The sequence below is a fragment of the Pseudodesulfovibrio sp. 7M6 genome (assembly GCF_050058625.1).
GTDB classification, from domain to species: Bacteria; Desulfobacterota; Desulfovibrionia; order Desulfovibrionales; family Desulfovibrionaceae; genus Pseudodesulfovibrio; species Pseudodesulfovibrio salinus.
Genome location: NZ_CP188816.1, coordinates 46,254 through 64,822 on the forward strand (window position 1 = coordinate 46,254; position 18,569 = coordinate 64,822).

15 protein-coding genes are annotated in these 18,569 nt (G+C 61.0%); 7 read left to right on the forward strand and 8 right to left on the reverse strand.

Annotated elements, in window-relative coordinates:
- Positions 1 to 29: 29 nt before the first annotated feature.
- A complete protein-coding gene (gene ngr, locus ACI0FG_RS00180) occupies positions 30 to 638 on the forward strand; it encodes a nigerythrin (RefSeq protein ID WP_419786544.1) in 609 nt (202 codons plus the stop codon).
- Positions 639 to 756: 118 nt separating this feature from the next.
- Here ngr and ACI0FG_RS00185 read toward each other — a convergent pair whose 3' ends face one another.
- Positions 757 to 3,285 carry an ABC transporter transmembrane domain-containing protein gene (locus ACI0FG_RS00185; RefSeq protein ID WP_419786545.1) on the reverse strand — a complete coding sequence of 843 codons (2,529 nt, stop codon included), beginning with the start codon at positions 3,283 to 3,285 and terminating at the stop codon, positions 757 to 759.
- A 140-nt stretch (positions 3,286 to 3,425) separates the two neighbouring features.
- Here ACI0FG_RS00185 and ACI0FG_RS00190 point away from each other — a divergent pair, with 140 nt between their 5' ends.
- The 4 genes from ACI0FG_RS00190 (at position 3,426) to ACI0FG_RS00205 (ending at position 7,294) form a co-directional block, all read left to right on the forward strand.
- A complete protein-coding gene (locus tag ACI0FG_RS00190) occupies positions 3,426 to 5,555 on the forward strand; it encodes a SpoIIE family protein phosphatase (protein WP_419786546.1) in 2,130 nt (709 codons plus the stop codon).
- Between the two features lie 2 nt (positions 5,556 to 5,557).
- Positions 5,558 to 6,001 (forward strand): ATP-binding protein, encoded by a 444-nt coding sequence (locus tag ACI0FG_RS00195; protein WP_419786547.1) that lies wholly within the window; start codon positions 5,558 to 5,560, stop codon positions 5,999 to 6,001.
- A gap of 19 nt (positions 6,002 to 6,020) precedes the next feature.
- Positions 6,021 to 6,353 (forward strand): STAS domain-containing protein, encoded by a 333-nt coding sequence (locus ACI0FG_RS00200; protein ID WP_419786548.1) that lies wholly within the window; start codon positions 6,021 to 6,023, stop codon positions 6,351 to 6,353.
- 251 nt (positions 6,354 to 6,604) lie between these two features.
- Positions 6,605 to 7,294 (forward strand): HAD family hydrolase, encoded by a 690-nt coding sequence (locus ACI0FG_RS00205; RefSeq protein WP_419786549.1) that lies wholly within the window; start codon positions 6,605 to 6,607, stop codon positions 7,292 to 7,294.
- Positions 7,295 to 7,447: 153 nt separating this feature from the next.
- Here the strand turns inward: ACI0FG_RS00205 and ACI0FG_RS00210 are convergent, their stop codons facing one another.
- Positions 7,448 to 7,672 carry a transporter substrate-binding domain-containing protein gene (locus ACI0FG_RS00210; RefSeq protein ID WP_419788417.1) on the reverse strand — a complete coding sequence of 75 codons (225 nt, stop codon included), beginning with the start codon at positions 7,670 to 7,672 and terminating at the stop codon, positions 7,448 to 7,450.
- 119 nt (positions 7,673 to 7,791) lie between these two features.
- Entirely contained in the window at positions 7,792 to 8,946 is a 1,155-nt protein-coding gene (locus tag ACI0FG_RS00215) for a geranylgeranyl reductase family protein (protein WP_419786550.1), read from the reverse strand.
- Positions 8,947 to 9,100: 154 nt separating this feature from the next.
- On the opposite strand from ACI0FG_RS00215, the gene ACI0FG_RS00220 reads away from it, so the two are divergent.
- On the forward strand, positions 9,101 to 9,586 hold the full coding sequence (locus ACI0FG_RS00220; protein WP_419786551.1) for a hypothetical protein: 486 nt from the start codon (positions 9,101 to 9,103) through the stop codon (positions 9,584 to 9,586).
- Positions 9,587 to 9,606: 20 nt separating this feature from the next.
- Here the strand turns inward: ACI0FG_RS00220 and ACI0FG_RS00225 are convergent, their stop codons facing one another.
- Genes ACI0FG_RS00225 through ACI0FG_RS00240 form a run of 4 tightly spaced genes read right to left on the reverse strand, consistent with a single transcriptional unit; the run spans position 9,607 to position 13,243 of the window.
- Positions 9,607 to 10,767: a glycosyltransferase family protein gene (locus ACI0FG_RS00225; RefSeq protein WP_419786552.1), complete on the reverse strand. Its 1,161-nt coding sequence runs from the start codon at positions 10,765 to 10,767 to the stop codon at positions 9,607 to 9,609.
- Positions 10,767 to 11,360, reverse strand: coding sequence for a histidine phosphatase family protein (locus tag ACI0FG_RS00230; RefSeq protein ID WP_419786553.1), 594 nt, complete (start codon positions 11,358 to 11,360; stop codon positions 10,767 to 10,769). The genes ACI0FG_RS00225 and ACI0FG_RS00230 overlap by 1 nt, the downstream gene beginning before the upstream one ends.
- Positions 11,357 to 12,469: a glycosyltransferase family 4 protein gene (locus tag ACI0FG_RS00235; RefSeq protein WP_419786554.1), complete on the reverse strand. Its 1,113-nt coding sequence runs from the start codon at positions 12,467 to 12,469 to the stop codon at positions 11,357 to 11,359. The genes ACI0FG_RS00230 and ACI0FG_RS00235 overlap by 4 nt, the downstream gene beginning before the upstream one ends.
- 9 nt (positions 12,470 to 12,478) lie before the next feature.
- Positions 12,479 to 13,243, reverse strand: coding sequence for a TrmH family RNA methyltransferase (locus tag ACI0FG_RS00240; protein WP_419786555.1), 765 nt, complete (start codon positions 13,241 to 13,243; stop codon positions 12,479 to 12,481).
- Between the two features lie 210 nt (positions 13,244 to 13,453).
- Between ACI0FG_RS00240 and ACI0FG_RS00245 the strand changes: the two genes are divergently transcribed.
- On the forward strand, positions 13,454 to 15,064 hold the full coding sequence (locus ACI0FG_RS00245) for a lytic transglycosylase (RefSeq protein ID WP_419786556.1): 1,611 nt from the start codon (positions 13,454 to 13,456) through the stop codon (positions 15,062 to 15,064).
- Between the two features lie 77 nt (positions 15,065 to 15,141).
- Here ACI0FG_RS00245 and ACI0FG_RS00250 read toward each other — a convergent pair whose 3' ends face one another.
- The gene (locus ACI0FG_RS00250; protein WP_419786557.1) at positions 15,142 to 18,525 is read right to left on the reverse strand and encodes an ATP-binding protein; all 3,384 of its coding nucleotides are present in this window, start codon (positions 18,523 to 18,525) and stop codon (positions 15,142 to 15,144) included.
- Positions 18,526 to 18,569: the final 44 nt, after the last annotated feature.

Consider the following 18,569-nt stretch of genomic DNA (forward strand, 5'->3'; position numbering starts at 1 on the left):
TCAAAACACCAATAAGGAGATTTATTTCCATGAAAGTCAGAGAAAAAGCGCCTAACGTGAAGAATTCCACCAATTTCAATATCGCGGCCGACAGCAAGACCAAGGTCGGCACCACTCTGGAGAACCTCAAGTCCGCCATCGCAGGTGAGACCGGAGCCCACAACAAGTACCTGGCATTCGCCAAGGCTGCCAAGGATCAGGGCTACGACCAGATTTCCCGCCTCTTCGAAGCCACCGCCGCTGCCGAGCAGATTCACATCGGTCTGGAGTACGATCTGGTTTCCAAGATGGACCCCGACTACGAGAAGCCCACTGTTGACGCTCCCGTGCCCGGCACCTGCGATCTGAACCTGATCTCCGGTGCCAACGGCGAAATTTACGAGACCTCGGATATGTACCCGTCCTTCATCAAGAAGGCCGAGGAAGAAGGCGAAAAGAAGGCCGTTCTGGTTTTCTCCCGCGCCAAGCTGGCCGAATCCGTCCACGCCGAGCGCTACATGGACGCCTACAACGACATCGACGCCCCGGACGACGACAAGTTCTACCTCTGCCCCACCTGCGGCTACATCCACAAGGGCGAGGACTTCGACAAGTGTCCCATCTGCTTCCAGCCCAAGGACACTTTCACCGCATACTAGAAAATGTCCGGTCCTGTCTGCGGCCATGGGCTGCGATGGGATGAGGGATAGGTAATGAAAAGGGCCCCGACACAGTCGGGGCCCTTTTTTATTCGTATGATGAAGGAACGGACTCCCTCTACTCCTCTTTCCCATGGATAAGCGTGTAGAGCGCGCCCTTTTTGGCCAGCAATTCCTCGTAGGGGCCCTGCTCCACGATCTTGCCGGATTTGAGGACCACGACCTTGTCGTAGTAGGGGAGCATGTCCAGGCGGTGGATGACGGCCAGGACGGTGGAGACGCCCTTCATGTTGTTGGTAATGATGTTCTGGACGCGGGCCTGGGACTTGTTGTCCAGGGCGGCAGTGGCCTCGTCCAGGATGAGGATAGCCGGGGCCTTGAGGAAGGTGCGGGCCAGGGCAATCTTCTGGCGCTGGCCGCCTGAGAGCCGGTCGCCCATGGAGCCGACCTCGAAGGCCATGCCCATCTCGGCCACGGGCTCCAGCGCGCCCTGCATGATCAGGGCCTGCATGATGCGGTGGTAGATTTCCTCTTCCGCGCCCGGGGATTCGGTACGCACGCGGCCGAAGAGGATGTTGTCCTGAATGTTCAGGCTCTCGATGTACTTGTCCGGCTCGAAGAAGCTGAAGGCGTTGATGCCCTTTTCCCGGACCATGTCGATGAAGTCCTGGCGCGAGACCACCACGCGGTTGGCAAAGGCGGGGTCCAGCGTGACCTGGGTGTGCACGCCCGACACGTAGCTTAGGGCGAGCTTGAGGATCAGGTCCTTTTCATCGCTGCTCAGGGGCTCGCCGGAATCGAGCCGGTTGGCGGTGGCCTGATACCTGCCGTATTCCGCCTCCGGGATGGGGCAATCCTTGAAGGCGTCGTGCTCCGGCTCCGGGCCGAGTTCGTCGGTGATGACCCGGGCAAGGGCCTCGCCCAGCACCGAGAGGTGGGCCATGAGGTTGTGGTCCTCAAGGAATTTGATGAAACCGGGCTGCTTGTGCAGGTGCTCCTGGTCGTATTCCTCGGCCACGGCCGATCCGAAGGCGATGTTTTCAGCCACGGAAAGATAGTGGCAGTAGTTGGCCATGTCGAAAAATTCGATCTTGTCCGCCACATCGGCGAACATGCCGGTTTCGCCCTCCTGGAATTCGCGCCGGGAGGCGACAACGGCCTCGCGCACCTGGGGGTGCTCGCCGTTTTCCAGCCTGGAGCGCAGGGCAAAGGCGAGGACATCGGTGAACAGGCCGACCTGCTGCGTGATCTTGATCAGGCTGTCCAGGTCCGGCTCCTCGCCGTTTTCCGTACATTTGCCGCCTTGCAGGGCCAGGGCCTGGCAGGAGTAGAGCAGATTCTCGCGAACGGTGCCGTCGAAGATGAACGGGGCCTGGGCGACCATGCCGAGGTTGTAGGAAATATCCCGTTTCGAGAGGTCGGCCACTTCCTCGCCGCCGATCATCACGGTGCCGGACGTATACTTGTAGAGCTGGGCCACGCACAGGGCGAGGGTTGATTTGCCCGAGCCGGAAAAGCCGACAAGGGCCACGTGCTCGCCGCCCTTGATGGAGAGCGAGACTTTGTCGAGCAGGCGGATGTTGCCGCCGATCACAAAGGAGAGATTGCGGATTTCGATGTCGTTGTCCAGCACCAGGGGATTGCGCCCTTCGATGAACTGGGCGTGTTCGGGCGCGTGGTCAAAGGCGCGCATGATCTGCTTGTAGCGTACGGAGCTGTCCTGGTAGACCTGCCAGAATTCCATCAGTTCCTTCCACGGATCATAGAGCTTTTCGTAGGCGGAGAGAAAGGCGACGATGGCACCGACGTCAAACTGGCCCTTGATGGCGTAGTAGCCGCCGATGAGGAAGAGGACGAAGGGTCCCAGGCTCATGAAGAAGTTGTTGATGAACTTGATCAGGAACTTGAGCGCGTTCTGCATGACCGTGGCTTTGTACAGCTTGGTCAGGACCTTGGAGAAGCGGTTCATCTCCAGGGGGATGGAGGCGTTGGAGTGGACCTCGTGCACGCCGGAGATGGCCTCGCCCACCAGGCCGGAGAGGCGCTGGGTGTGCTTGATGCGGCGGCGGTTGGCCCGGCGGAAATATTTTTGGATTTGCGGCAGGACCAGGATTTCGATGGGGTAGAGGGTGATGGAGATCAGCCCGATGGTCGGGTTGAGGTGGATCATGTACCAGGCCATGGCCAGGAAGGTCAGGATATTGACTGCGGGCACGGCCACGGCCTGCCCGATGAAGGTGGCCACGGGGATGAATTCGGTTATGATGTAGGAAATGACGTTGCCCGGCGAGGTGCGGCGGTAGAACTGGATGGGCAGGGAGAGCAGGTGCTCGTAGAGCCGCTCGCGGACGATCTTGAGGGTGCGCTCGCCGATGTAGACCTGGAGCAGGTTGATGGCGAACTTGAGCACTCCGGCCAGGGTTACCGCGCCTATGTACAGGGCACAGTAGCGGTACAGGGCGGGCAGGTCGCGCAGGCCGATGGCTTCGTTGATGATGCGTTTTTGCATCTCAAGGGGGAAAACGCGCATGGCTACCGTGACGAAGATGATGCCGATCACGATGAGCTGCAAATGGAGATTGCGGAAAAAGACCCAGGAATAAAGGGTTGTTTTGGTGACGCGTTTGGTTTCGTTGGGGCTCGGCATGGCGCTGTCCGTGGTTTGGGTGGTACTTTCGGGGATATAAACGGAATGGAATGCTTTTCCAAGTATTAATAAGATACGGGCGGGAAGTGGACAGGCCTGTCGCTGTGTGGCAAATCAGGCAAAGGGAATCGAAAATGCGTATGCCCATCAGAGTTAAATTTTTTGTCGTGCTCCTGGCGTTCAGCCTGGGGCCGATGTTCATTTCCCGCTCCCTGATGGGGCGGACGGTTCTCAATATGGGGCACAGCCTCTCCGAGACCACCCGCAACGAACTGCTCGAGATCGTCACTGCCGAGTTGGAGCACAACGCGGCGACCATGCTGGACGGGCTGGAAAAAAGCAGCCAGACCATGACCCTGGGCGTGAACCTGCTGGCCCGGCAGGCCCGGACCGCGATGGAGTGTGCGGTCGATTACCCGGATAAAAAACCGTTGCTTTGGGCCGGGCACCGCAGCCCGCCGCCGCCTGATGCCGCACCGCGCGGCGACTACGTCAAGCAGACCATGATGGGCGGGAGCAAGAAGCTGTGGGTGAGCCTGGATTCGGCCGCGTTTCGCACCGAGGGCGAGCCGACCCCGGCGGAAATGCGCGAGATGGCCAGCCTGCAAACGCTGTTGCCTGCCTTCCGTCGTATTTATAAGGTTCTTGATGACGATTCTGTCTGGCTGAACATCGGCCTGGAGTCGGGCGTGTTCATGACCTATCCGGGCCATGACGATTTTCCCATGCACTACGACCACCGCGAGGAGGACTGGTACACCCGGGCCCGAGACAGCGGGCGGGACCACGTGTGGACGACGCCGTGGATCGACCCGGCCACCCGCCGGGCCGTGGCCACCATCTCCTGCCCCATTCGCGGTGTGGACGGCAAGTTCCTGGGCGTGGCCGCCATCGACGTGCCCAATGCCAGCGTGCTGCACGACTCGGTGCTCAGTTCGCGCTGGAGCGAGAGCATCCGTTCATTCATGGTCTCCCGCGCGCTCAATGCGGAGACCCTGCAGGAGGGGCTGCTCGTTCTGGCCCAGCAGGCCTATGACAAGGCCGGGCATCGGCGGATGATGTCCGGGATAGAGCCCGAATGGATGGGGGGTAACAATTCCGATCTCGGTTATTCGATCATCAAGGCCATGGATCGGCATAGGGTGGGGCACATGCGCATCACGTATGAGGGCAAACCCTCGGTGCTGGCCTGGGCCTCCAATCCCGATTTCAGTTTCCTGCTGCTCGCGCCGGAGAGTGTCATCAACAAATTGCCGAACCATATGGCGGGACAGATGGAGACCATGTTCTCCCGGATGCGCCAGATGTCGGCGATTGTGGCCGCCGCCATATTCGTCGTGATCGGGCTCATCGCCTGGTTCGGCTCGCGGGCCATTACCTGGCCCATACTCAACCTTGCGCAGATGGCCAAGCGGCTGGCGGACGGGGATTTTTCCGTACACTTCGACCACCATCTGCTCGACGAGCGGGCGGCGCTGGTGGACGCCTTCAACGAGATGGGCCCCAAGCTGCGGGAACGCATGGAACTGAGGCGGGACATGGAACTGGCCCAGGAGGTGCAGAACCTGCTCCTGCCGCGCGCCGAGCCAAACCTGTCGGGGTGGGACATTTCCGGCGGCATCCATTTCTGCGACCAGACCGGCGGCGACTATTACGACTTCATCTCCGTATCGGATGCGGACGGGAATATCGGGCTGGATGTGTTGCTTGGCGACGTATCCGGTCACGGGGCGGCCTCGGCCCTGGTCATGGCCACCACGCGCGGCCAGATGCACTCCCTGTCCTGGGTGCCCCACACCCCGGAGGAGCGGGTCCGTATCGTCAACGAGGTCCTGAGCCGGGACCTGGACGGCACCGGCCGGTTCCTGACACTGTTCTATCTCCATCTTTCGGCGGACGAAAGCGGCGAGGTCCGCTGGGTTCGGGCCGGGCATGATCCGGCCATACGCTATATGCCGGAAACCGGGACCTTCGGGGAGCTCGGCGGCGACGGTCTGGCTCTGGGCGTGCTGGAGGGATACGATTTCAAGGGGTATTCCACGGTTCTGGAACAGGGGGAGTTGGTCGTCATGGCTACCGACGGCGTGTGGGAAGCCAGGAACGTCCAGGGTGAAATGTTCGGCAAGCAGAGAATGCTTGCTATCATCAGGGAGAATGCGCATAAAAGTGCTCTGGACCTCCGCGAAGCGATAATGGATGCGGTCCATGATTTCGAAGAGACTCAGCAGGACGACATTGCCGTAGTGGTGGTGAAAAGACTCCGGGGTTGACCATGGCGGACGTTATTACTTTTCAGATGAGCAACAAGATGAATTGCTTCCACCACTTTCAGCCGAGGGTGGAAGCGTTCGGGGAGCAGCACGGCCTGCCTGTAAAGGTCGTGTTTCATCTCAATCTGGTGCTGGACGAACTGATTACAAACATTATCAGCTACGGATATACGGATTTCGACGAACATCCCATAGATGTTTCCGTTGCCCTTGATGGCGATCTTATTACCATTCGCCTTGAGGACGATGCCCAGCCCTTCAATATCCTTGAAGCGCCGGAACCCAATTTCGAGGTCCCTGTCGAGGACCGCCTGCGTCCCGGCGGCATGGGCGTCCATCTGGTGAAGAACATGGTTTCCCGGATTGATTACAAGCGGGAGGACGGCAAGAACGTGTTGATCCTCACCAAAGATCTTAGCAAACCGTGCTGCCCGGTGAACGGGTAGCGGAGAGGGAGGACTGACAGTGGCCCTGAACGAAATAAAGGAAAACGGCATTACCGTGCTCACCGTGGACGGAAACCTCGACGCCGAGGGGACCCAGGCCATGGAAGAGAAGGTCCTGTCTCTGCTGGAAGGCGGCGAGACCTGCCTGCTCTTCGACTTTTCCGATCTGGACTATATCAACAGCTCCGGCCTGCGCGTGCTGGTGCTGGCCTATCAGCGTCTCAAAAAGACCTCGGGCAAAATCGCCATCTGCGGCATCAAGGATTACATCCAGGAAGTGTTCGAAGTCTCGGGTTACGACAAGATTTTCCCCTTGTTCCCGAGCCGCGGTGACGCTTTGAGCGGCATGTAGGAGTGGCGGCCCAGCCGGGCAACCCTTGTATTGTCTCAAAGAGTTCAAGCCCGAAACGTACGCTCCGTATGTTTCGGGCTTGAACTCTTTCTTTTTGCCAAAACGTTTTTTGATTTTGGAGAGGCGACCCGAAGCGTGCCCCGGCCGTGAAGTGCGGGGTGCGCGGTCTCGACGGTGGGGGGCAAATCTGGCATGGGTAGCCGATCCGGCAACATTGCCGGTTGCGCCTCAAACGTATTTGCGGAGAAGACATGCCTGGACTGGACGCGGTTGTTTTTGATTTTGACGGGACACTGGCCGACGTGCCGCTGGATTTCATGCTGATGAAGCGGAAGATAGCCGCTCTTGGCGAGGTCTTTCTGGGCGAGCGGCCTACGCCGGACGATACGCCCGCCCTGGAGTGGCTGGCCCAGCTGGTTGACCGGGTCATGGCCGTGGACGAGGCCGAGGGCAAGGAATTCCGTACGCGGGGGCGGTTGGCCATAGCCGCCATGGAACTGGACGCTGCCCGCACCGGCACCCTCTTCGAGTTCACCCGTCCGACGCTGACCGAACTGCGGCGGCGAGGCATCGGCATCGGCATTGTGACCCGCAACATTTCCGCTGCGGTGCGCGCCGTTTTTCCGGATGTGGACGGGCTGGTCGATGTCCTGATTCCGCGCGAGGAAGCGGCAGTGGTCAAGCCCCACCCCGACCACCTGCTGGCGGCCCTGAAGCGGCTCGGCGCACGGCCGGAGCATTCCCTGATGGTCGGCGATCATCCCATGGATGTGCAGACCGGCATCAACGCTGGGACCCTGACGGCCGGAGTGACCACCGGGCGCATGGCAGCGGCGGATTTCTTGCCCCTTTCCCCGACCTATCTGGTCCCCAACGTTGCCGAACTCATGGTCCGGCTTGATGCCGACGGCCTGCTTAAGCGAGAGCGGGCGGAAGGCTGAACGAACAGGAGAGCAGCTGGAACGGGGCAAGACTCCACAAAGCTTCCCGCCTTTGTGGGAGGCGGCACGGCTGGCGGGTACATTGCCGCCCTGTAGATAGCAAAATCAAAGTACCTGGACGCGATGTTATTGTAGGTGCCGTTTTTCAGGCCCTTACCGATGTCGTCGTTGAACAGCTTCAGCGGATCGGCCTTCTCCTTTTGCAGGGCGAGACCGATGCCCTCTCCGGTGGATACGGGGGCTCTTGCAAGCCAGTCCCTCGGCCACCGACTTCCTGCGCTCTTCCGTGATGGTCATGCTGGCCATGACCATGTCCACCTTGCGGGACGACAGGTCGGTGATGATGCCGCCCCAGTCCAGAACCGCGAAATTCGCGATTGTCCCTCTGGTCTAGCCCGAATTTAATACAGGGAACGGCAGATTGGTGACATCCTTTCTTATGTATGAAAGTTATCCCATCCTCTTTTCTTTGAGGGAGACGCACACGGTGAGTTGAACTATCTCTCCAGGAAATCCCAATGCTTTTTGCGCAGCCAGGAGTAGGAGCGGATGCCGTGGACCATCTCGGCCAGGGGGCGGGCGGCCGAGTTGACGAAGAGGGAGAGCGAGGGAGTGCCGAGGTGCCGCATGGCGCGGAAGAGTAGCCAGCGCAGCCGGTCGGAGGCGCGCAGCTCCGGGATGATCTGGCGATTGAGCCGCCGCTGGTAGACCGGCGCGGGATCACTCCGTCGGGCCAGTCCCTGGGCCACGGCCTCTCCTGCGTACCAGCCGGAGCAAAGCGAGAAGAAGATACCCTCGCCGAAGAGAGGCTCCACCAGCCCGGCGGCGTCGCCTGCCAGCAGCAATCGGCCCTGTGCCGGGTCGGCTAAGTAGTTGCCGTAGGGCAGGGGGTGGCCTTTGTAGGGGGCGGCTTCGGGATCAACGCCAAGCCCTTGCAGGTAATCCCGGAACACATCGGAAAAGTTGACGTTGTTTCGGCGGAGGCCGCAGATGCCCGTGACCACGGTTTCGCCGTGGGGAAAGACCCAGCCGTATCCTGCGTCCAACGTGCCGATGTACAGTTCCGGACATTCCACCGGGCGAGGAAATTCAGTGGCGGGCAGGGTGATTTCCAGGGCCGGAGCCATGAAGCGGCGGAAGCGCTCCCGGTTCAGGCCGGTATAGGATTTTCGCGCGACGGAATTGGCCCCGTCGGCGCCGATGATCCAGGCACCGCTGAAGACTTCGCCGGACTTGGTTGTAACGATACCTTGATCCGTATCAACTCGGGCGACTTCGGTGCCTTCGAAAACCTCCGCCCCCTGGCTCTCGCACTTTCTGAGCAGATGGTTATCGAATACTTCCCGATTAACGTAGTGGAAAGGGGACGGCAGCGGGCCTTGGGCCAGCACCCGTTTTGCGGAGTGGATGGCGTAGCTTTCCGAGCGATGGATGATCGCTTTGGCGCGGGTAAGAGACTCGACGGTTTCGCCGAGGGCCACTTCCAGCAGCTGGACGGATTTCCAGGTGAGCAGGCCGCCGCAGAGTTTGGGCCGGGGAAAGCGGGCGCGGTCGAGCACGGCCACAGAGTGTCCTTGCCGGGCCAGGGCCAGGGCGGCTGCCGATCCTGCCGGGCCACCGCCGCAGATGATGGCGTCATAGTGATGTGTCATGAGAGTTTTCCTGCCGGATACTTTTATACTGACGGCGGCGTGCAGTGCAAGGGGGGCGGGTCGAAATCTATCCGGCGGACCAACTGCGCTTTGCCAATCCCGCGGATCTGGGATAGGTCAAAATTATCCTACGTCTAATTCCCAAGGAGCCGCCATGAAGTCTCGCCGTCAGAAAGCCCATGCCAGAGAGCGGACCCGCAACATCCTGATCGTGCTGGTGGCAATCGGTATGATCGTGGTCTTCTTCAATCTGAATTTTGTCAGCAAGGGCGAGTCCGTGTTCAGCAAGAATGCGTCGCAAAAGCTTCGTTTTGCAGGACGGTTGGGGCACGGCTATTACAGCAAGGCCGAGCAGGACCGGCTCATGGCCTTCATCAAGCGTTACAACAAGGAAATCACGACGCTGACAGTGGAGGCCTCGCCGCAGGATACCTATGGCGGGGTGGATGAGGATACCCCCATCCTCTTTGAGCTGCATTTGCTGATGAGCGACGGCGCGGTTATCAATACCCCGGTGATCCGGTCGTCCAGGGGGCAGTTGATCCCCGCCGTGCTGGTCAAGCTGCGCAAGGACATGAAGGTGTACCTAGCCCTGAAAAAACAGGGCAAGCACGTGGATACCCTGCTCAACGTCATGTGACGCTGTGGCTTCTTGGAGAGCTATCCGGCCAGATTTTCCAGAATCCGGGCGCTCTGCCGCCCGCCGTCCAGATCTACTTCGTGCGCCTTTTGCGGCCGGTCCAGGGCGTTTGCCATGCGCGTTGCCAGCACCTCCGGCACGAGCTCTTCCGGTGAGAGCAGCCCCATCGCGCCCCGTCTTTCCATCCGTTCCGCGCGCATGTGCTGCTCCCTGTTCTGGGCAAAGGGCAGGACCAATCCATAGGTGTGGGCTGCCAGCAGGTTCATGGTCGTGTTGTATCCTGCCAGTGAAAGCGAAAGATCGGCCGCGTCCAGATAGGCTGGGAAGCGGGTGGTGAAACGGCGCAATTCCAGGCGGGCGTCCGTTGCCGCCAGTTCGGTGAGGCGGGCGAAGCCCTCATCCGGGCAATACGGCCCGGCAAAGGCGACCAGCCGGTGGGGAAATCGCTCCTGAATGAGCGGCGAAGCCTGGAGCGCGCCCTTGATGAGTTCCGACCCCACGCTGCCGCCTCCGGCGCTGGCCACGATGAGCCGTTCCTGTGGCCCGAAGTCCAGTTCCTGCTTCAGGCGGATTCCGGCACCTGGTTTCGGCCCCCGTGCCACGTAGCCTGTGTAGTGCATCGGAATTTCAATGCCGTCCGTGCCGGGATAGGTCTCCTCCAGCCGGACGACCGCCGGGTCCGCATGACATATGACTGCGTCGAACCATTCGTTGAGAACCGGGTTTACCCGGCTGACGTATTTGGCCGGATTGTCTTTTTCCACCAGAATATCGCGCACCGAGCAGACGGATTTGCACCGGCCCCAGCGTCCCGCGCGCACCCCTTGGAGAATGGGGAGCAGCTCGAAACGGAATTTGCGTCGGCCAAAGGGGTAGAGCTCCACCAGAAAAATATCGGGCCGGTAGCGTTCCATGATCGCCTCGAACCGCTTCAGCCGTCGAGCGAGCACCTCGTCCACGTCATGGGCATCCGGCTCCAGCGGGATGAACTCCTTGAAATCCGGGCTCATCATCAGGCCGGGCAGCTGCTCGCGGGTGACGTTCTCGGGCGGGGTGATCTCCACCTCGCCGCCTCCCGTAACCAGGACGACCTCATGCGGAGCCAGACATCGGGCAATCTCCAGGCTGCGAAAGACATGGCCCACGCCGAGAACATGCTGGCAGTAGAAGACGACGCGCATCAGAGCTCCGGGCCGCTGCCGCCCAAGGTGAGTTCTTCCTCCGTGCAGTCGATGCGGTGCAGTCGGTGGCCCTGGGGCAGGGGCGGGTCGTTCGGCATGTAGTCCAGACCGGACAAGGCGTTCAGCAATGCCTTGATCACTCCGTTGTGGGTGACGACCAGAACGCATCCCTCGGGATGATCGGCGGCGTATTCGGTCAGGGCGTCGCAGGCGCGGAACAGGACCTCTTCCCGGCTCTCGCCTTTGGGCGGGCGGAACTCGAAACCCTGTCGTTCCCGCTTGCTCAGTTCTTTGCCCAATGCCTTCAGTTCCGGCTTGGTCAATCCGGTCCAGTCGCCCCAGTCCTGTTCGGCCAGTCTGGGGTCCTGCGCGGTGGGGAGGTCCAGGCCCTCGGTGAGGATGGCTGCGGTTTCCATGGCCCTGGAGAGGTGGCTGGTCAGCACGGCGTCAATGTCCAGGCCGTCCAGGGCGCCGGTCCATGTCCGGACCCGGTCGCGCCCCTCAGGGCTCAAGTCGGTATTGGTGTTGCCTTGGATGCGGTTGTCCGCGTTCCATTGCGTCGGTCCGTGGCGCAGCAGAAAAAAGGTGGTCATAGTGAATCTCCGGCAGTGATGGATTGCATGGTTTCGGCCATGGCACGATAGTTTGCGGTCAGGTCATGCTGCCGCTTGATGTAGTCGGGGGCCTGTCTGGAAAGTTTTGCCCGCAGGTCGGCATCGGCGGTCAGCCGTTGCAGCGCGTTGGTAAAGGCGGCCCGGTTCGCCTTGCAGATCAGCCCGGATTCCCCGTGGGCCACCACCTGGGGCGCGCCCTCATCGTCCGTGGCCACCACGGGCAGGCCACATGCCTGGGCCTCCAGATAGACCATGCCCACACTCTCCCGCAAGCCGGGAAAGGCGAAAATGTCCGATGCGCTGAATATTTCGGCCAGACCGTTTCGCTCCACCAGCCCCAGAAAGCGGACTCGTTTGCCGAGGCGTTCTTCGGCCAGGGCTTCGATATCCGTGCGACAGGGGCCGTCACCGGCGATCACCAGTTGCAGGTCCTGCCCCCGGCCCGCGAGTTCGGCGCAGGATTCGATGACCCAGCGGAGTCCCTCTTCCTTGACGCCGGGCCGCATCATGGCCGCCGTGGCGACAACCACGCTTTGTCCCGCCTTCCACTCCTTGCGCAGGCGCTTGCGCGCCGTGGGTTCGCGGGAGAAGCTGTCGGCAGGAAGCCCGGGCCGGACCATGGAGAACCGTTGCGGCGGCAGAAGCTTGGCGCATCCCTCTTCGTCCGCCGCGCGGTTGAGGAAGATGTGGTCGGCCCGGAGCATGGCCCGTCGGTTGATCCTGTAGCCGGGCCAGGTGGCGAGCCGCTTGGCCCGTTTTGTCGCATAGCTGGCCTGGAAGATGAAATAGGGAATGCCCAGGCGGCGCGCTCCGGTGGGGCCGAACACGTCCGGCACCTTGTAATAGCTTCCGTAGGTCAGCCAGCAGTCCGCTTCTTTCGCGGCGCGGACCATGCGGTCCAGGGCAAGGAGAGCGCCCGGCCACAGCTTCGGCCTGCGCCAGATGAGCCGGGCCGGGAAGTGGGGAAGCACGGTAACGGTGTGGCCCATCGCCTCGAACCCGGCTGCCAGATCACGGGCGATGGTCACGTCGCCCGATACTTTCGGATTATCCAGGGGCTTGAACGGGGTACACAGGGCAATGTTCACGCGGAACTCCTACCCGGTCACCCGCCGTGCAAACTCCGAAACGAGGATTGCCCCCGCGTGGGCCACGTTCAGGGAGTCGAAGTCGCGCAGGAACGGGATGCGCAGGCTCTCATGGCACAGCTTGGACACGCCGGGCCGCACGCCCTTTTCCTCGTTGCCGAGGATGAGCACGGCCGGAGTTCGCAGCTCCGCGCCAAAGGCGTCCAGCGCGTCGTCGCTGGCCTGGGCGCAATATACTGTATAGTCATAGTTCACACAGTCCTTGATGGCCACGGCCATGTTGCCCACCTTGGCCACGGGCAGCAGGTTCAGGGCCCCTGCGCTGGCGCGGACCGCGCCCGTTCCCAGGTAGGCCCCGTGGTGCTGGCAGACGATGAGTCCGGCCCCGCCCATGGCATATACCGTCCGGGCTATGGCACCCACGTTGCCGGTATCCTGCACCTGGTCCAGTGCAACAATGAGCGGCAGCGGTGCACTGGTTGCGCTTTCCAGCAGGGATTCCAGGGAAACGTAGGACAGGGCGGCGCAGCGTGCGGCCACGCCCTGATGGTTGCCCCGGTACATGAAGTCCAGATCCTTGGGAGTCACTGCCCTGAAGGGAATGCCCGCCTTGCGGCACAGCTCCAGAATCTCTTCCATGTTGGCATCCCGGCGGCCCTTGCGAAAGGCCACGAAATCCACCCTGGAGGGATCACCGGCAAGGAGTTCCCTTACAGGATTATTGCCAACTACGTAGGTTTTCGAATCTTTTTTATCCCGGTCGTCTTTTTGCATTTATTCTTCCGGCCGGTTCTGTCCGGCAAAATGAGGTTGCACAAGGTTGCGTCCCTTGCGCCGACTATGTAGGAGGTTTAGCGCGGTATTGCAATTCCCTGCAAGGTGGGATAGCAGACACTCACCGCTTTTGTTACAATTATGATTTTTTCTAGACTTCCCACAGACCAGTTATTTTGGTATGGGGGGTACGGGAAGCCGGAGGAAAATTTGGGAATATTCAAATTATTGCGTTTGCTGCTACCTGTCCTGCTCGCGGTTGGGCTGATGTTCGGTTGTGCGAAAAAGCCCGTAGATACCATGCCTGCCGATACGGCGGAAACCGAAGTCCCGACGGATGCCGTCCCGCTGGAACCCGAGGTAAAGGCAGAGCCCGACGTCAAGGGCGACGAGTTGACCACTACCGAGCAGGCGGTGCTCAATTCCCGCTTCGGTCTGCTCTTCGACCTTGAGTCCCACGAGAACAAGGACGTCGAGGTCTATTTCAACTATTTCACCCACAAGGCCCGCAAAACCATGGAGCGGTGGCTGGAACGTTCCCAGCCCTATCTGCCCTATGTGCGCCGGGTGTTCACCAAGTATGGGCTGCCGCAGGATCTGGTCCTGTTGCCCTTTACCGAGTCCGGCTACAATGTCCGCGCCTATTCCTGGGCCGGTGCCGGCGGCATGTGGCAGTTCATGCGCGGAACGGGCAGTCTCTACGGCCTCAAGTCCGACTGGTGGATCGATGAACGGCGCGACCCGTTCAAGTCCACGGACGCCGCCGCCCGGCATCTGCGCGATCTTTATGACAAGTTCGGAGACTGGTATCTCGCCCTGGCCGCTTACAATGCGGGTGAAGGCAAGATTGCCCGTGCCCTGCGGCTGACCAACTGCAACGATTTCTTCGAACTGACCAAGAAGAATCAGCACCTGTCGCGCCGCGCCCGGCTGCGTACCGAGACCAAGCACTACGTGCCCAAGTTCATTGCCATCTCCAAGATTTTCCAGAACCTGGATACGCTGGGCTTCGAACCCGTTTCCTGGGACATGGAGCTGGATGTGGTGCCCGTTGAGGTTCCCGGCGGCACCGACCTGCTCGCCCTGGCGCGTTCGGGCGGCATGACCTGGAACGATTTCCATGACCTGAACCCGGCCTTCCGTCGCCAGGTGAGCCCGCCGAACATGAAGGCCACCGCCTACCTGCCCTCGGGCAAGGCCGACAAGATGATGGCCTATCTGGCCGATCCCGGTTCCCGTCCCTATGCGGGTTATGTCCGCCACCGCGTGCGTTCCGGCGATTCCTGGTGGCAGATATCCCGCCGTTACGGCGTGCCTGTGGCCGTTCTCAAGAAGGTCAACGACACCAGATCCAATACTCTGCACCCCGGCCAGTTCGTCATGGTGCCCGGCAACGGCTCCAGTCAGTCCGTGCCTTCCGCCAAAGCAACGGCTTCCCGCAGAACAGCCAAGACCCGGGCCATTGCGGCCAAACGCGGCAACTACTATGTCCGCAACGGCGACACGCTCTGGAGCATCTCCCGTCAGTTCGGCACCACGGTCTCCACGCTCAAGCGTGCCAATGGCCTGCGCTCAAACCGTCTCAAGACCGGGCAGAAACTGTATATCCCGGACAGCTCCAATGCCGCGACCAAACAGGCCGCCATGGATGCCGGTTCTCCCAAAAGCCAGCTGGTTCGCTACAAGGTCCGGCGCGGGGACAACCTGACCTCCATCGCCCAGAAGTTTGGCGTTTCCGTCAAGGACTTGCTTCGCTGGAATTCCCTCAGCGCCCGCAGCACCATCTATGCCGGGCAGCGCCTCAAGGTCTACGTCCAGTAGCCCTTTCGGCTGCGTCGATCATTCGGGCCTCGCTCCACCAGGAGCGGGGCCTTTTCATTTGGGATGCCGGGGTGGGGCTATAGCCTTCGCAGCCGAGTCAGCGCCTCTTCCAGCGCATTGCGCAGCGGGGACGGTGTTTTGCAGTTGGCGAGGATGAAGTCCGCAGTCTGGAAGATCTTTTTCCAGCGGGGACGCCGGGGCAAGGTCTCCCGGTAGAGATACTTGTCCAGCGTCTGGGTCCGGGAGTAGCCGTCGCGTTCCATATAGACGTTCCACAGCCCGGACTGCTCCGCCATGTCGGCCTTGGTCATGCCGGTGGATTCCACCCAATAGTCCAGGGCAAGGGTCATGACCTCCACCGCCTGCGAGGGCTTGTCCCCGGCTTCCGGGCGGGATTGCAGGTGGATGCCGATCTTTTGCAGGAGCAGGTCGAGAGTGCGGACATCCTCCGCCATCTGGCCCCGCTCCCCGGCATCACCCGTATCGGCGGAAAGGAGGGCCTCCTCCAGCAACTGAACCCGGTGCCGGTTGACGTTGAGGTCGTTGAGCAGGGCGACCGGAATCGCCGAATCGTTCTCCCTGCCGCCGGGGATGCGCAGGACGAGGACGGTCAGGGTTTCTTCCTCAACCTCTGCCTGGCTGGCCGATAGGTTTACGGTAATCGTCTCGCAGCCCGACATAATCCCTATGGACTCAAAGAGGGTGCTTTCCCCTTTGGACGAGGGTGAACTGTGGCAATAGTCGCACAGCGGTCCAGTGTGGCCGTCGTCCTCGGCAAAGAGCGTTTGCATTGGTTGCCCGGCAAGGTCCTTTACCCTTTGTTTTGTGAACTGCTCGAACGCCGCGTTGCAGGACACGATCTCGCAGCTTTGATTGACGACCAGAATGGCGTCTTTCTGGGAATCGAAGATGGTGTCGATGCGCGCCTGGAGCAGGCGGAGATGGCTTTCGGTTTTCTTGCGTAGCGCAATCTCATGGCGCAGAGAGGAGTTTTCCGCCATGGTGGCATAGGCTTCTCTCAGGCGCAGTTGCGTCACCACTCGCGCCTGCAGCTCTTCGCGGGAGAACGGTTTCATCAGGTAGTCGTTGGCCCCGGCGGCAAACCCCTCCACAATGTCCTGGGCCCGGTGGCGCACCGTGAGCAGGACCACGGGCAGCGCGGCCTGGGGAAATTGCCGCCGCAGGGTGCGGCAGACCTGATAGCCGTTCATACCCGGCATCATCAGGTCGAGCAGCACGAGGTCCGGCACCGGGCCTTTCTCCAGCAGGCGCAGCGCCTCTGCCCCGTCGGCTGCCGTACGGAAGGTGATGCCCGCCATGTGCAGGATGGAGCCGACGACCTGGAGATTGACGGGTTCGTCGTCCACCACCAGTACCTGATAGGGACCGGATTTTTGTTCCTTTGCTTCTTCATCCGCAAGAAGGCTGCCTGCCGATTCCGGAATTGTGGGGGAAACGGGGATGGAGGCGTCCGTATCCGACGCAGAATCGGGTGCATTCTCCTGTGCCAGCGGCAGGGTGAAGCTGAACATCGATCCTTTCCCCGGTTCGGAAACAACGGTCAGTTCCCCGCCGTGCAGTTCCACCAGTTGCCGTGTGATGGAGAGGCCGATGCCGGTCCCGCCGGAATCCGCCGACTCGCCCTGTGCGTAGGGTTGGAAAATCCTGTCGAGTTGTTCTTCGGCGATCCCCCTGCCCGTGTCCGTGACCGAAACAACAGCCGCGCCGTTTTGCTCCCGTGCGGAAATGATGACGTGTCCCGCTTTGGTGAACTTGAGGCTGTTGCCCACGAGATTGAAGAAAATCTGGGAGAGCCGGTCCGGGTCGGCCAGCACCGGTGGGAACGTCTCCGGGATGGTGTGGGCGAGGGTTACGTCGTCGCTCTTCTTCATGGCTCCGGCCAGGGTGAAGACTTTTTGCATCTCTGTTTGCAGCCGGATGGGTTCCTTTTTCAAGGTAATATCCCGGTGCTTGAGGCGGGAGAAGTCGAGGACGTCGTTGACCAACTGGGCGAGGCGGCGGCCGCTGGCGATGATGGTGCCCAGGTGGCGCGCCACTTGTGGGGGCAATGCTCCGGCGGAACCGGCCAGCAGGGATTCTGCCACGCCGATCATCCCGGCCAGCGGCGTCTTGAGTTCATGGGTGGTATTGGCGAGGAACTCGTCCTTGAGGGTATCAATCCTGAGCAGGCGGGTATTGGCGCGTTGTAGCTCTCCAGCCAGGGCTTTTGTCTTGTTGAAGGCGCTGGAGAATCGCAGGGCAAGCAGGAGGGCGTAGGACAGAATGAAGATGAACACGCCGATGGGCCGTAGCGAGGCAGCGTCCACGATGTGCAGGTCGAAGAAGAAGTCGTCCATTTCGGAGAAGCCGAGGGCGAGATAGCCGAGGGCGAGCAGCCAGCTGCCGTCTTCCCGGCGGTATACGTCGATGATGAAGCAGGCGAACATGTAGACGAGGGCTGCCGCGTAGAGGATATAGTAGGCGAACAGCATCTGGTCATAGCCATTGGGCGGGGTCAGCAGGATATAGGTGATATAGATGAGTCCGAAAATCCAGTAGGCCCGTTCTATGACCCGGCCCGGCCTCTTGGGGAAAAGACGGTGGTAGAAGGCGAGCATCAGGGGAGTGGTCAGGCCATAGGGGAGCACCGAGAAATTGATATACCACTCCCAGGAGATGGAGGGGGCCAGCTGGGTCATCAGAAAACCGGAGGAAGGGCTGAAGGCCAGGGCCATGCACCAGGAGAGGCAGAACAGGCCGAAGTAGAGGTTTTCCCGACGGGAACGGGCAAGGACGAAGAGCGACAGATAGAGGAGGCTCAGGCAGATGAGCGCCCCGGCCATGCAGGCACCCATGAGCCGCGCCAGGGCAAAATAGCCGTTGATCCGCCCGCAGGTGCCGAGCAAGACGGCACCGTTGAGCCCGCCTTGGATGTTGTGATGGTTGGAGACGCGGATAGTGATGGTCTGTTGCCCGGACATTGCCGGGCATTCGGTGACGACGAAATGGCCGTGGGGGCGTTCTGTCACGGCATCGCCGCCGAGGGTGCCGCTGGCTCCCAGCCTGTTTCCGTCCATCCATATCTCGCAGACGGACATGCCGCCGGTGACGAGGAGCGCCATTTTTTCGGGCGTATTGTAGGGCAACCTGACGCGCAGCCGGTACTCCGCGTTGCCTTCTGATTTCAGGTCCCGGCCCTTCGCCGTTTTGCCCCTCCACAGGGCCGGGACGGGAAACAGGTCTTCCGAGTCCCGGATGGTCGTGTCGGCAGATTCAGGCTGCCATGTGAACCGCCATTGCCCGATCAGGTTGACCGGGCCATCCTTTTCAAAGTCCCAGGACGACAGGTCTACCGTACCATTGACCGCACGCGGCTGGTTCGCCTTGCTGAAGCATCCTCCCAGCATCAGCAGGACAAGCGAGCTGATGATTACAGGCAGGATTGCGCGGCTTATTTTCAATGAGGGGCGGACCATGGCAACCTTTGGCCGTACTGTTTCCGGTT